Consider the following 13,792-nt stretch of genomic DNA (forward strand, 5'->3'; position numbering starts at 1 on the left):
GGAAAAAGCATTCAGCTACTGCATTATCATGACAGTTTCTACTGTGGCACATACATGTATCAGGGTTTGTTATTAAAGAAAGCTTCGTTAGTCAGACACATGAACTAAAAAGCGTGATAAATTCCCATGGCGACTTTTTCGTATCTGTTGTTTAAGTCAATAGAGAAAATGTTGCGGGGTGGCTGGGCCGTTTCTCTTGATCTGGTGTGACGCGCCAGGACGTTAGTGGCCGCAGCCATATCGACAACAACAAACGCTATAATCAATATCCCCTACTCCTCTACCTGCAACCTGCAACCTGCAACCTGCAACCTGCAACCTGCAACCTGCAACCTGCAACCTGCAACCTGCAACCTGCAACCTGCAACCAATATCTCCAACTCTCAAAGAGTAAATCAATCACCCAACAGGCATTTTTTATATTTAATCGTTGTTTTCTGAATTGAATTAGCATTAGATGTAAGCAGGTTGTATTTGAAGGAAGAAATTACTGAATGAAAAATATTATTTGCGATATTGATGGTGTGCTACTGCATGACAACAAGCTAATCCCTGGAAGCGACAAGTTTATTCACCGCGTACTTGAACAAGGTAATCCGCTGGTTATCCTCACTAATTATCCCGTTCAAACTGGCAAAGACTTACAAAATCGACTCGGCGCTGCAGGTATTAATGTACCAGAAACCTGTTTTTATACCTCAGCCATGGCTACGGCAGACTTTCTAAAACACCAAACCGGCAATAAAGCCTATGTAATTGGCGAAGGTGCACTTACACACGAACTTTACAATGCCGGTTTCACGATAACGGATATTAATCCAGACTTTGTCATTGTCGGTGAAACCCGCTCTTACAACTGGGATATGATCCATAAAGCATCTCGTTTTGTTGCTGGCGGTGCACGCTTTATTGCCACCAACCCAGACACCCACGGCCCTGCATTTAGCCCAGCATGTGGTGCATTATGTGCAGCCATTGAGCGTATCACAGGTAAGATGCCATTTTATGTGGGTAAGCCTAGCTCGTGGATTATCCGCTCGGCGTTGAATCATATACAGGGACATTCTGAAAACACCGTTATTATTGGCGATAACATGCGCACCGATATTCTGGCTGGCTTCCAAGCGGGCCTGGAAACGATTCTGGTGACGACTGGCGTAAGCCAAATGAGTGATATAGACAAAGAACCTTTCAGACCAAATCATGTGTTTGCCTGCGCTGGCGATATCGACGTCGTTTAATTAGCCCAGTTAATGTCCGCCAGTTAATAAACTGAGCACCCAAGACACAATTTACATTAGGTAACACAATTCCAAGCCAGTGAACTTGTTTTCAAGCACTGGCTTGCTTCATTATGCTTGTCTGAAATAAAAACGAATAACAATAACAGGACATAGCATGAAACGATTGTTTCCTTTTTGCGCCATTGCCTTACTGTCAGCATGTAACGGTGATGATGCTAAACACGCTGCAACCGACGATATTATTCCGGCTAAAGTGACTGCGGTAACCTTTGACGAACAACGCTTTAGAACCGATATAGAAACATTATCGTCGGATAAGTTTGAAGGTCGCGCGCCAACAACCCAAGGCGAAAAGCTCACCATAGAGTATTTGTCTGCCGCTTTCAGCCAAATGGGGCTTAAAGGCGCTTATAAAGGCAGTTTTTTGCAACCGGTTCCAATGGTGAGCTACACCGCTAGCGAACAACAGCAGGTTACTTTAGCTGGGTTGGATTTACAGTACCGCCAAGATATCGTGTTAAGCAGTCGTCACGATAGTAGCCAGGTGAGTATTAAAGATGCGCCATTAGTGTTTGTAGGTTACGGTATTAATGCGCCTGAATATGGCTGGAATGATTACCAAGACCTCAACATGAAAGGCAAAATTGCCATCATTTTAGTCAATGACCCAGGCTTTGCACATCCTGAAGGTGCCAAGTTTAATGGTAAGGCGATGACTTACTATGGTCGTTGGAGCTATAAATTTGAAGAAGCCAGTCGCCAAGGCGCGTTAGGCGCAATTATTATTCATGATACCGAACCTGCCTCTTACCCTTGGTCGGTAGTTGAAAACAGCTGGACCGGTGCTCAACAAGATTTAGTTCAAAGCAAAGCAGAACAAGATCAGCGGGTCCAAGTTGAAGGTTGGTTAACCTTAGACAGTGCTACGGCCTTATTCGATAAAGCGGGCTTGTCATTAACGTCATTAATGGATCGCGCCGCTACCAATTCACTCAATGTCGATTTAGCCCAAACAGCCAGCATTGAATTTGCCAATAAAGCGGAATATGCCGACAGTTATAATGTGGTTGCAACATTAGCTGGCAGCAAACAAGCTGATGAGCAGATTTTATTTACTGCCCATTGGGATCATATCGGTACCGATGAAACCAAAGACGGCGACCAAATTTATAATGGTGCGTTAGATAATGCCACTGGTACCGCCGGTATTTTAGAAATTGCCCGCCAGTTTGCCCAGCAAGCTAAACAAGGGCATGGCTTAGCCCGTTCATTAACCTTTATTGCCACTACTGGTGAAGAACAAGGCTTATTAGGCTCACGTTATTATGCTGCAAACCCAATTTATCCAATTGATAAAACCGTGGCTGTATTTAACCTCGACAGCACCAATATTTATGGTAAAACCAAAGATTACACGATTGTCGGTAAAGGCCAGTCTGAGTTAGAAAACTATTTAGACCGCGCTGTCGCTAAACAAAATCGTACCAGCCAAGGTGAGCTAAACCCTGCATCAGGCGGCTTTTTCCGTTCAGATCACTTCAGCTTTGCGAAATTAGGCGTGCCAGCAGTATTTGCCGGTGGTGGTAACGAACCGCTCGATGAAGCTACCGCACAATACAAAACGGCAATGCTGGTCAAAATGAAGGGTTGTTACCATAACGTTTGCGATCATTATCGTCCTGAATGGGATTTATCCGGTTCATTACAAGATTTAGGCGTGTATTACCAAGCTGCGGCAGAGTTAGGTAATAACCAAGCTGCGGCAGAGTTAGGTAATAACCAAGATTGGCCAGGATACTTTGCCGGTTCTGAATTTAATCAATTACGTCCTGCAGATTAGTACAGCACAACCCTATTCCTTCCCCCCAAGGATTGGCCCATCATGTATTTGATGGGCTTTTTTATTGGTATTTGGCTATTAGCATTTATGTCATTAAGCTTTGTGTCATGAATATCTGAGTTAAGCCTTTAGATAAACGTGACTTACACTTTACTAAATTCATTTAGCGCTTCGATGGCTAAAGCCGCCTTTTCTGTTTGCACAAAAATATGGTCATGATAATAAGCGGCAATAACATTAGCGCTAATGCCTTTTTCGGTAAGTTTATTGGCCACTGCAGCCGTTAAACCAACGGCATCCAGACTAGAGTGTACCGTTAAGGTAATGCCTTTAAATACTGATTCAAAAGACAAGCCGCCCTCTATAGCAGCCGCTTTGGTTAATACTAATGTCAGCCCTTCAGATTCGCGAAACATCGCGAGTGGCGATAAAGTTTGATAATCGCCATATTGGCCGCCCGGCACTGAGCAAAAAACGTATTCGTCATCTAATAATACCGGTGACATCGATGCAAGTAATGCCGTTAAATTTGTTTCACCTACCATACTTTTTTCCTTAAATATGTTTCCGTTATAAAGCGATTTTATGGATCACGCTCTTGTGTTGCAATAAAAAGCGCCAGCCTTAATAAAATGTGGCTTAACGTAAATGCAGCTTTGCTGCCTGCTACACATAAGTGACCAATATAAGTGACTAACAGAAGTGACTAACAGAAGTGACTAACAGAAGTGATCAACATAACCCTATCCAGTATTAAAACACTTAACAAGTTTAGCGCTGCTTGGTTGACTATCACCGAGTGAATTGAAGCCCCATTATCGCGCATCAACATGCCACGTAGGCACGATTATGGCTACGTTAAAGGCGTTAAATGACCATTAAGCCCCACTTTTGTTCAAATAAACATCATACGCACAGCATTAGTGCAATTATGGCTTTTAGTGGTATTTGATTATGAAATCTTAAAAAAAATAGCCATAATCACGATAAAAATAAAGATATATCAATAAAAATGACATTTAACAAAATATTACTCAAACAAAAAGATATTTAAAAGAGATAAAATCATTAAAATAGCTATATTTATGATGTTATCTCAAAAAACAAGCTTGGCAGTTAACCAAAATGCTGGCAAAGTAGGAACCAGATAAAGATTAGCCAACGCTGCTGGAGCCGTATTATGTGTTCAATATTTTCAATTTTAGACATCAAAACTGATGCAAGCAAACTTCGCCAAGTGGCGTTAGAAATGTCAAAACTGCTGCGTCACCGCGGCCCAGATTGGTCTGGCATATATGCTGATGACAAAGCCATTTTAGCGCATGAACGTTTATCGATTGTTGACGTTGACCACGGAGCGCAGCCACTTATCAGCCTTGATGGCAACATAGTGTTAGCCGTAAACGGTGAAATTTATAACCACAAGCAGTTAAAAGCTCAGCTAGGTGACAAATACCAGTATCAAACTAACTCAGATTGCGAAGTGATCTTATCACTGTATCAAGAATACGGTTGTGACTTTTTAGACAAACTGAACGGTATCTTCGCATTCGTACTGTATGACAAAGCCAAAGGCACGTACTTAATCGGTCGCGACCACATGGGCATTATCCCACTTTATACAGGTCTAGATGCATCTGGTAACTTCTACGTTGCTTCTGAAATGAAAGCATTAATGCCTGTATGTAAAACAGTTGCTGAGTTTTACCCAGGACAGTATTTATATTCTGCAGACGGTAAACCAACCCAGTATTATCATCGTGAATGGCGTGATTTTGATGCCGTTAAAGATAACCCAGCTAGCATTGAAGAATTACGTGAAGCATTAGAAGCTGCAGTAAAACGCCAGTTAATGTCGGATGTTCCTTACGGCGTATTATTGTCTGGTGGCCTAGATTCATCAGTGATTTCTGCCATTACACAAACATATGCAAAACACCGTATTGAAAACGACGGCGAAACCGGCGCATGGTGGCCACAACTGCATTCATTTGCCGTAGGGTTAGCTGAGTCTCCAGATTTAGTCGCAGCGCAAAAAGTGGCCGATGCCATTGGCACAATTCATCACCCTATTGTGTATACCTTCCAAGAAGGCTTAGATGCAATTAAAGAAGTGATTTATCACTTAGAAACGTACGACGTAACCACTATCCGTGCCGCTACGCCAATGTATTTAATGGCACGTAAAATTAAAGCCATGGGCATTAAAATGGTGTTGTCTGGCGAAGGTGCTGACGAACTATTTGGTGGCTACCTGTATTTCCATAAAGCGCCTAACGCCCAAGCGTTCCATGAAGAATTAGTCCGTAAGCTTGATAAGCTGCATTTATTTGATTGCTTGCGTGCCAACAAAGCTATGGCAGCATGGGGACTTGAAGCACGTGTGCCTTTCTTAGATAAAGAGTTTATTGACGTAGCAATGCGCATTAACCCTGAAGCGAAGATGTCTAAAGATGGTCGTATCGAGAAGCACATTTTACGTCAAGCGTTTGAGCACAAATTACCTAAAGAAGTGGTATGGCGCCAAAAAGAACAGTTCAGTGACGGCGTAGGTTACTCGTGGATTGATGGCTTAAAAGCTCATGCGGCAGAAAACGTAGATGACGTGCAATTTGCTAACGCAAAATTCCGTTTCCCATACAACACGCCAGAGTCGAAAGAAGCCTATTTTTACCGCAGCTTCTTTGAAGAGTTTTTCCCATTAGCCAGTGCCGCTGAAACAGTGCCAGGTGGAAAAACAGTTGCCTGTTCAACCCCTGAAGCACTATTGTGGGATGTAAGTTTACAAGGGCTTAACGACCCATCGGGCCGTGCAGTTAAAAACGTTCACGCTAGCGCGTATTAGCATTACGTGTCCTGTTCCTAAAATGTAAACGCATTTTAACAACAGATGGCATTAACAGAAAAGCACACCCATTAATGGTGTGCTTTTTATTGTAAAAAATTACGATCTAAAATCATTCATATAAAACTAGTCATTTTCTGACATTTTTTTATTGAGATGAATAGTGCCAGTTTCTTTTCTCTTTTTGATTTTTATGTTGATAAGTTCCACCGTTAACGAGAATGCCATTGCAAAATAGATGTATCCCTTTGGTACATGGAAATCTAGTCCCTCAGCAACTAAAGTGAATCCGATTAACAATAAAAATGACAATGCGAGCATTTTAATCGTCGGATTTTCTTCAACAAATATACTGATTGGTTTGGCGGCGAACAACATCACAATGACAGATAAAACGATAGCAATAACCATAATCGATATATTATCAACCAAGCCAACAGCAGTAATGACTGAATCTAATGAAAATACAATATCGAGAATCGCGATTTGAATTAACACTGAGTAAAAGCCAACTTGTGCAACACCATGAGTTGATTCGGTCGGAATATCAAAGCTCGTATGAATTTCATGAGTTGATTTGGCTAATAAAAATAAACCGCCAAAAATTAAAATCAAATCACGGCCTGAAATAGCATTATCTAACAAGGTGAAAATAGGCTCTACGAGTCCCATGATCCAAAATAAACTTAATAGTAGACCTAACCTAGCTACCATCGCTAAACCTATCCCGATAAGTCTTGCTTTATCTCTTTGATGAACAGGTAACTTTCCAACCACAATCGAGATAAAAATAATATTATCGATACCTAGTACAATCTCGAGTGCTATCAGGGTTAAAAGTGCCACCCATGCTTGCGGATCTGCTATCCATTCGAACATATACTACCTCTATAATTGAATTACATTGCCATAGGTTACTCTCGCAGAGAATCTACATTAGCCAAAAATTAACCACAATAGACAACATTTGTTTTGTGAAAATATATTTCTTCTAAGCATTTATTTTAAATTTGCTATGAATGATTTTAAAAGTTAGTTTTAAGAAATAAATTTTATTTATATTGAGATACCATGACAGACATCAGCATTTTTAATCTTGAGATGACCGACCGCAGTCAATTAAAACCTAAACATGATGCCAACGGCTTAACCGTGGTTGAGGTGAAAATAAAACAATATCAATTCAATCGTTTTTTATATCAATTTGTGGGTGAAGCCTGGGAGTGGACAGACAAATTAGCGTTGTCCGATAGTCAATGGCAGGAATACAGCGAAGCGGATAACTTGCATTTGTTCGTTGCATATAAAGATGGTGCACCAGCAGGTTACTTTGAATTACAGCAGCAAGATGACGCGACAGTCGAAATTATGTATTTTGGTTTAGGCGAACGCTTTATCGGTAAAGGCTTTGGCGGCTATTTACTGACTCAAGCCATTAAACAAGCGTGGTCATTGCCTAACACTCGCCGAGTTTGGGTGCATACTTGCTCGTTAGATCACCCAAGCGCATTACAAAACTATCAAGCTCGCGGGTTTAGCTTATTTAGAACAGATACCGAACCGAGAACCAACCCAACTGCGGTGTAGCTCAATACGATATTTGTAGTGCTCAACACTTATAGATTAGCGGCCTACTAGCGTTTTTTACGCGCGATAGCGCGTTGTTGTAACGTTTCCAGCAATGCGCTTTTTTGTTGTTGGTCCATTGTATGCCAAGCCAGAATCTCATCGAGCGAGCGATGGCAACCTAAACAGATATCCTGTTGATCTAAACAACATTGCCTCACACAAGGTGAGGCAATTTGATTGTCGTTATTCTGACCAGACGGCATATTCGTTACCATTAACGTCGGTAAAATGGAAACGTCTACCGCCAGGAAAACTGAATACAGCTTTGGTGATGAGTCCACCAGCCTGAATAATTTTAGCTTCTGTGGCGGCCAAATCTTGGCTGTAAAGCACAATTAACGGACTGCCGTTTGCTAAGGTGAATTGAGAGTCTGCTTGATAAAAGCCACCATCAATTCCGACCTGCAAAAAACAACTGTATTGAGGACCATAGTCTTGAAACTGCCAACCAAAAACCTGAGTAAAAAAGGCTTTGGTTGCGATGAGGTCTTTCACGGGTATTTCTAAATAATTAATACTATGATGTTGACTCATACTCACCTCTGTTACTCTGTTATTTGGCTGACAATATTATATGGCAGACAATATCATATGGCAGATAACGCCATGAAAATAATACGTTTTGGGGTTAACTGTATTGCTGCAGCACTGCCGCGACGGCGCCAATAATACCGCCGAACACACCACCCCACACAACTAACCAACCCAAATGGGTTTTAATCATGTCTTGAATGATTTGTTTCACTAATTCTGGCGTAAGTTCATTTAAACGCTGTTCCACAATATTGGCCACTTTAGCTTGCATATCTGCGATAACATCTGGCTTTTCAAGCTCATTGACTAAAATAGCATTGAACTCTTCACTTTGAGCCAGTTCAACTAACGACAGTTTCATTTTTTCAATAAATGGCTCTTTCAGTGGGATCAACGCCTCGGTTCCACCAAACATCGCTAACATGCCACCAAATGATGACTTTTCGATAGTCGACACTAATGCATCAAATGATGGCGCTAAATCAATTTTTTCAATCACAGGGGTTAAATCAATACTACTGGCACTGCTGGTTGTCAAAAAGCGATCGATATTCTCTTGAGTAAAAAATTGCTGCATCATTAAATGTTTAATGCCCGCTTTAAACTCTTCAAATCGTGATGGGACCACACCGGAACCATACAAACCGGGGACTTTTTCAAACAACATATGGATTGCTAACCAGTTGGTTAATGCACCCGACAACGCAAATAATCCTATTGTCATGACAATTTGTTGTTGTAACACATACCCAACCAGCATAAAGACAGCCGCGATAAGGTTGGTTAATACGCTCTTATTCAATCTCTTTTCCTTAACATCTATGATGATAAAATAATAAAAAACCTCAGCTATTTTATCAGAAATAACTGAGGTCTACATAATTCATCGTTCATCTCATCACAGACTTAATTACCATGGTTAATGGTAAGCAAATAATACTGATCAATTTACGCCGTACAACTTAAGGATTCAGGTTCGATAGGCACTTGGGAATCATGGTGGTTAATCAATAATACCCCAGTACTTTGTGCCAACAACTGAGCCTTTTGGTACATTTGGCTAACTACATCCTGCTGCTGATATTGAGGTTTTACAAACACATCTTCCAAATACCACACAGGAGCAAGGCGCAATGAAGAAAACGACGGGTATAATTGAATAAAGCCCACCATTTCATCGTCTCTGATGGAGACAAAAATCATCGAATCATTTTCGGCCAAGCGATGCTTCAAAAAATGATGACACGCTGGATAGTCAGAGGGCTGTTGTAGTTGCTGCCGATATAGATCAAATAGCAGGCTCAATGGTTCTAAATCGATGCTCGAAGCTAGACGTATTTGCATTTCTCATCCTTGAAAATAGGATTAAATACCGCGTATGAATATCGCAGATATCATGCCTATTAAGTGATGGCATCAAGCCATCAGGTTAAAACAATATGTCACTGTAAGTGTTTAACGCACAAAACAAAATGAACTTATATAAAAAAGATAAATAGAAAATCTATTAATTACATAAGCTTAAATATAAAGTTAACATCAATAAACATAAATGTAAATTAATCTATTATCCTGACAAAATAATCATTCGTTACGATTGTTTTTTTGGTAAAATAGTCAGCTGTTGACACTGTTTTGTATCAAGATTACCTCTTATGACCTCGTTTTTTGCGCAATTGCGCTCAGCGGTTACACCGCGCTCTCGTATTCTAAAATTAGCCCTTTATGGATTAACTGTTTATCTATTGGGTTGTGCTGTTCTCGGCGGATTAATTCCATATATTGCCAAACAACAAGCACCAACGATATTAACCGAGCAATTAGGCAGAAACGTTACCCTACAAGACATTAGTATCAACCCATTTACGTTAGAACTAGCGGTATCGGGTTTTGAAATCAACGAACTTGATAGCCCGAAAACGTTTGCGTCATTCGCCGCGGCCTATGGCAACATTCAATTATGGCAATCGATCTCATCTTGGGCGATAGTGATTGAAGATATCCGTCTACAACAACCCACCTTTAGAGTGGCGCGTACTGAAACGGCAAATCAACACGTTGTATTTAACTTCAGTGACATTATTACTCGCCTAAGCCAAAATAGTCAGCCAACACCAACCAGTACTGAACCGAGTGTTATACCGGCGATAAACATTGCTAATATTCAGATCCAACAAGGCGTGTTTACCCTAGACGACAACGTCACAGATACCCACATTAATTATCCCAACATCAATGTGTCATTGGCACAATTCAATAGTTTGAGTAGTGCGTTAAACGACAAGCAAGACCAAGTAAATCGTTATAACTTACGCATAGAAGATCAATTCAAAGGCTCGGTAGCATTGCAAGGGCAATTCCAATTAGCGCCCCTGGCAATAAAAGGCGATGTTAAGGTGACTGGGATTGATTTATCGCGCTACTGGTCTTTTGTTGATCAACTGTTTGCGATTAACTTAGCTGAAGGCACGCTGAGCCTAAACGGACAGTATGACGTGACATTGCAAGACAAAAACTTAGCACCAATAAGCCATATCAATGTCACCAAAGCACAGATAGTGATTAAGCGTTTTAAAGCGTTACATCAGCAAGATGAAAAAATCGCCATTGATGTCTTAGCGTTAAATAACATCAATTTAGACAGCCACAAAAAACGCGTTAGCATTGGTGAGTTCCATACCGAAAAAGGTAATATCAAACTCAATATCACTCCTACTGGTGCTGATTTGGTTGCTTTATTGCTGCCTAAAGACACTGAGTTAACAACTACCGTAGATACCTCAGATTTATCTTCTACAGCCTCAACGACTACCGAGTCTGCTATTACCGAATCAGCTACTACTGACACGATAGATTCAGAGACTGCAGACACGACAGATTCAGATACTGCAGATTTAGGCACTATAGATATAGAGAAAGCTAACTCAGATGAGCAAAAAGCTGACAGCACAAATGTGGCTGATACCATTACTGATAAAGCCATCGCGACCGTTAAACAAGTCACCACTGATCTCAACACAAAAGCAGCTAGCGATACAACTGCAAAAACAGATACAGAAACAGATGCAGAACCACTATTAGCGCAGCAATCACCACCATCAGCGACACAAGATACTACGAAAGAAACGACAGTTGAGACAGACTCACAAACGACTCAACAAAAAACAGCAGTAACGTCTAACGCCATCGATGCTGACTCCCCTTGGTTAGTCACACTAGACAAAATCAGTATCGCGCAGTATCAAGTTAAACTGGGTGAAGGCATTGCCAGTGATAAGATTATTCTTTGGCAAATCGGCCCGATTGACCTCACTACTGGGGTAATAAAATCAGATCTATCCAGCCCGATTGATTATCAATTTTCGGCAGGAATTAATCAACAAAGCTTATTAACGTCAACAGGACAAGTTGATGCATTAGCGCAAACAGTGAATGCTGAAATCGACTTTAGTAATATGTTGCTGTCACGTTTACAACCTTATATAGCTCCTTACATCAATATCACTATTGAAGATGGCATGTTTTCCACTAAGGGTGTTTTGCATGCAGACGCTAAAGACACGCTAACCTACTCTGGCAGTGCAAACATCAGTCAATTACACATTAACGATAACGTGTTAAAACAACCTTTGCTGACATGGCAAACCATGGACATCAACCAATTATCGTTTGATCGCCAACAAGCTAACATTGATATTGATGAAATAAACTTCAATAAGCTGTTTAGTCGCCTGATTATCTCACCCGACCGCAGCACCAATATTAGCGAGTTGATCAATACTCCTGCAGACGTAAAACAAACCACTGCTAGTGTCGAGACAGATAAAGTTGCTGTTAGTCCAAGTAAAGCTGAACAAGCGACCTTATCGACAGGCAATGAGCAATCCACCACCGATGCGCCACAAATGAAGCTCAACATTAATAAGATTGGCTTTAAAGACAGCTCGGCCTTCTTTGCGGATAATTCGTTAACGCCCAATTTTGCTTCGGGCATTGAAATGCTTAACGGCCAGATCACCAACTTATCATCAAATCCAGAAACCACTGCATCAGTTGATTTAGCGGGAAAAATAGACAAATACGCACCGGTGACGTTAAAAGGTGATGTTAACCCGTTATTAGCTCAACCTTATCTTGACCTTAATTTGAACTTTGACAAAGTAGAGCTCACCTCGGTTAACCCTTACTCTGGCACTTATGCTGGTTATTATATTGATAAAGGTCAGTTGTCACTGGATCTAAACTATCAGCTTAAAAACAATGAATTAGTTGGCAGTAATCATGTAGTGATTGATCAACTCGAACTAGGTAAACGCAGTAACAGCAGTTTAGCAACCAGCCTACCGGTGACATTAGCGATAGCATTATTGCAAGACCGACATGGCGTAATTGATTTAGGCGTTGATGTGTCTGGGGATATTGATTCTCCTAGCTTTAGTTTTGGTAGCATCATCATTAATGCACTAGGTAATATCATAACCAAAGCGGTGACCTCACCGTTTTCATTCTTAGCTGGTCTTGTGGGCAGTGATGAACAAATAGATAAAATCAGTTTTGAGTATGGACGCAGCAACATCTCACTTAAACAAAAAAGCACCTTAGACAAACTGGCTAAAGCGTTAATAGACAGGCCGCTGCTTAATTTAAATATTAAAGGCAGTATCGACATAATTAACGATAAACAAGCATTAGCAGAAACCAAACTGCATAAGCAACTGGCTAACGCTGCGGGGATAAAATTCAAAGATTTCCCCAAAAGTGTCTCTGCCAGCAAATACCCTGTTACGGGGCCATTAGCAGATGCATTGTATCAATTGGTTGAGCAAGAGTTATCGCAGGATTCATTAGACATCAAGCAAAAATTACAGCAGAAAAAACCAAAACTGACTGAAGCAGAGCTGATCACGCGTTGGCACATTGGTTTGTACAATATGCTTAAAAATCACCAACAGTTTACTGCAGATGAATTTGGCCTTTTAGCCCAAGAGCGCGCTAAAGCGGTTAAAGCCTATTTAATTGCTCAAGCAGGAATTGATGCAGGTAAAATATTTGTGCTTGAAAGCCGTATCAACACCGCAGAAGATGCCGCAGAAGCATTGCTTGAACTACAAGTAAAATAACCTGTCTGTGGCTGTTAACCGCTATCTACATCGGGTAGACTGCGCATACATTGCAAACGAGTAATAACAAACGTTTGTAATCATGATGTATCATTAATATTGTTAAGATTGAGGTTATCTATGTTTATCGTTCGCTGGATTTTAGGTCGAATTATTTTGTTGTTAAATTTTGTGTTTGCTCCTAAAAAGCGCCAACGTCCACAAGATCAACAAGCTATTGTCGATCAACAAACTCAATCATTGGCATTGTATCAATACGCCGCCTGCCCTTTTTGTGTCAAGGTTCGTCGTGATATGCGTCGCCAAAATTTAACCATTAACTTAGTCGACGCCAAACAAGATGACAACAAAAGCGTGTTAGTAAGCCAAGGTGGCAAGCTACAAGTGCCTTGTTTACGTATCGAGCAAGACGGCAACACCCAATGGTTATATGAGTCAAAAGCCATTACCAGCTACCTCAACGAACGTTTCGCATAAAGCACTGGTTATGTCATGTCGCCACCGTTTATCTCAACACTGTGGCTAACATATTGCTGTAGAAATATTTTTACCCTGGCCATGCTTGTATCAATAAAGGTCA

Annotated in this window: 12 protein-coding genes; 6 read left to right on the forward strand and 6 right to left on the reverse strand. The window is 40.9% G+C overall.

The genetic code is table 11. From position 1 onward, the window contains the following. Positions 1-494: 494 nt before the first annotated feature. Together AAEY98_RS08650 and AAEY98_RS08655 are read left to right on the forward strand one after the other, a co-directional pair. Positions 495-1,241, forward strand: a complete 747-nt coding sequence (locus AAEY98_RS08650; protein ID WP_011637074.1) for an HAD-IIA family hydrolase — start codon at positions 495-497, stop codon at positions 1,239-1,241. A 157-nt stretch (positions 1,242-1,398) separates the two neighbouring features. Continuing rightward, positions 1,399-3,084, forward strand: a complete 1,686-nt coding sequence (locus AAEY98_RS08655) for a M28 family metallopeptidase (protein WP_351016322.1) — start codon at positions 1,399-1,401, stop codon at positions 3,082-3,084. A 143-nt stretch (positions 3,085-3,227) separates the two neighbouring features. On the opposite strand, the gene AAEY98_RS08660 is transcribed toward AAEY98_RS08655, so the two are convergent. Continuing rightward, entirely contained in the window at positions 3,228-3,629 is a 402-nt protein-coding gene (locus tag AAEY98_RS08660; protein WP_192116123.1) for an ACT domain-containing protein, read from the reverse strand. Positions 3,630-4,264: 635 nt separating this feature from the next. Between AAEY98_RS08660 and asnB the strand changes: the two genes are divergently transcribed. Next, positions 4,265-5,929: an asparagine synthase B gene (gene asnB, locus AAEY98_RS08665; RefSeq protein WP_162022843.1), complete on the forward strand. Its 1,665-nt coding sequence runs from the start codon at positions 4,265-4,267 to the stop codon at positions 5,927-5,929. A gap of 126 nt (positions 5,930-6,055) precedes the next feature. On the opposite strand, the gene AAEY98_RS08670 is transcribed toward asnB, so the two are convergent. Next, positions 6,056-6,808, reverse strand: a complete 753-nt coding sequence (locus tag AAEY98_RS08670) for a TerC family protein (protein ID WP_011637070.1) — start codon at positions 6,806-6,808, stop codon at positions 6,056-6,058. 192 nt (positions 6,809-7,000) lie between these two features. Between AAEY98_RS08670 and AAEY98_RS08675 the strand changes: the two genes are divergently transcribed. Next, positions 7,001-7,516 (forward strand): GNAT family N-acetyltransferase, encoded by a 516-nt coding sequence (locus tag AAEY98_RS08675; RefSeq protein WP_351016325.1) that lies wholly within the window; start codon positions 7,001-7,003, stop codon positions 7,514-7,516. A 47-nt stretch (positions 7,517-7,563) separates the two neighbouring features. On the opposite strand, the gene AAEY98_RS08680 is transcribed toward AAEY98_RS08675, so the two are convergent. The 4 genes from AAEY98_RS08680 to AAEY98_RS08695 form a co-directional block, all read right to left on the reverse strand. Then, positions 7,564-7,761, reverse strand: a complete 198-nt coding sequence (locus AAEY98_RS08680) for a DUF1289 domain-containing protein (RefSeq protein WP_192116125.1) — start codon at positions 7,759-7,761, stop codon at positions 7,564-7,566. Continuing rightward, positions 7,742-8,092 carry a VOC family protein gene (locus AAEY98_RS08685; RefSeq protein ID WP_351016328.1) on the reverse strand — a complete coding sequence of 117 codons (351 nt, stop codon included), beginning with the start codon at positions 8,090-8,092 and terminating at the stop codon, positions 7,742-7,744. The genes AAEY98_RS08680 and AAEY98_RS08685 overlap by 20 nt, the downstream gene beginning before the upstream one ends. Before the next feature lie 94 nt (positions 8,093-8,186). Then, the gene (locus AAEY98_RS08690) at positions 8,187-8,894 is read right to left on the reverse strand and encodes a DUF445 domain-containing protein (RefSeq protein WP_101087507.1); all 708 of its coding nucleotides are present in this window, start codon (positions 8,892-8,894) and stop codon (positions 8,187-8,189) included. 146 nt (positions 8,895-9,040) lie between these two features. Continuing rightward, on the reverse strand, positions 9,041-9,436 hold the full coding sequence (locus AAEY98_RS08695) for a GNAT family N-acetyltransferase (RefSeq protein WP_101087506.1): 396 nt from the start codon (positions 9,434-9,436) through the stop codon (positions 9,041-9,043). A gap of 311 nt (positions 9,437-9,747) precedes the next feature. Here AAEY98_RS08695 and AAEY98_RS08700 point away from each other — a divergent pair, with 311 nt between their 5' ends. Then, positions 9,748-13,212, forward strand: a complete 3,465-nt coding sequence (locus AAEY98_RS08700) for a DUF748 domain-containing protein (protein WP_351016331.1) — start codon at positions 9,748-9,750, stop codon at positions 13,210-13,212. Between the two features lie 120 nt (positions 13,213-13,332). Continuing rightward, on the forward strand, positions 13,333-13,689 hold the full coding sequence (locus AAEY98_RS08705; protein ID WP_162022838.1) for a glutathione S-transferase N-terminal domain-containing protein: 357 nt from the start codon (positions 13,333-13,335) through the stop codon (positions 13,687-13,689). Positions 13,690-13,792: the final 103 nt, after the last annotated feature.

This window comes from Shewanella sp. AC91-MNA-CIBAN-0169, from assembly GCF_040310165.1.
Lineage (GTDB): Bacteria > Pseudomonadota > Gammaproteobacteria > Enterobacterales > Shewanellaceae > Shewanella.

Bases quoted from the DNA above. Each gene is read 5' to 3' on its own strand.
- AAEY98_RS08695 (WP_101087506.1), bottom strand. From the start codon at position 9,436: ATGCAAATACGTCTAGCTTCGAGCATCGATTTAGAACCATTGAGCCTG.
- AAEY98_RS08650 (WP_011637074.1), top strand. From the start codon at position 495: ATGAAAAATATTATTTGCGATATTGATGGTGTGCTACTGCATGACAAC.
- AAEY98_RS08670 (WP_011637070.1), bottom strand. From the start codon at position 6,808: ATGTTCGAATGGATAGCAGATCCGCAAGCATGGGTGGCACTTTTAACC.
- AAEY98_RS08705 (WP_162022838.1), top strand. From the start codon at position 13,333: ATGTTTATCGTTCGCTGGATTTTAGGTCGAATTATTTTGTTGTTAAAT.
- AAEY98_RS08660 (WP_192116123.1), bottom strand. From the start codon at position 3,629: ATGGTAGGTGAAACAAATTTAACGGCATTACTTGCATCGATGTCACCG.
- AAEY98_RS08700 (WP_351016331.1), top strand. From the start codon at position 9,748: ATGACCTCGTTTTTTGCGCAATTGCGCTCAGCGGTTACACCGCGCTCT.
- AAEY98_RS08685 (WP_351016328.1), bottom strand. From the start codon at position 8,092: ATGAGTCAACATCATAGTATTAATTATTTAGAAATACCCGTGAAAGAC.
- AAEY98_RS08680 (WP_192116125.1), bottom strand. From the start codon at position 7,761: ATGCCGTCTGGTCAGAATAACGACAATCAAATTGCCTCACCTTGTGTG.
- AAEY98_RS08655 (WP_351016322.1), top strand. From the start codon at position 1,399: ATGAAACGATTGTTTCCTTTTTGCGCCATTGCCTTACTGTCAGCATGT.
- asnB (WP_162022843.1), top strand. From the start codon at position 4,265: ATGTGTTCAATATTTTCAATTTTAGACATCAAAACTGATGCAAGCAAA.
- AAEY98_RS08675 (WP_351016325.1), top strand. From the start codon at position 7,001: ATGACAGACATCAGCATTTTTAATCTTGAGATGACCGACCGCAGTCAA.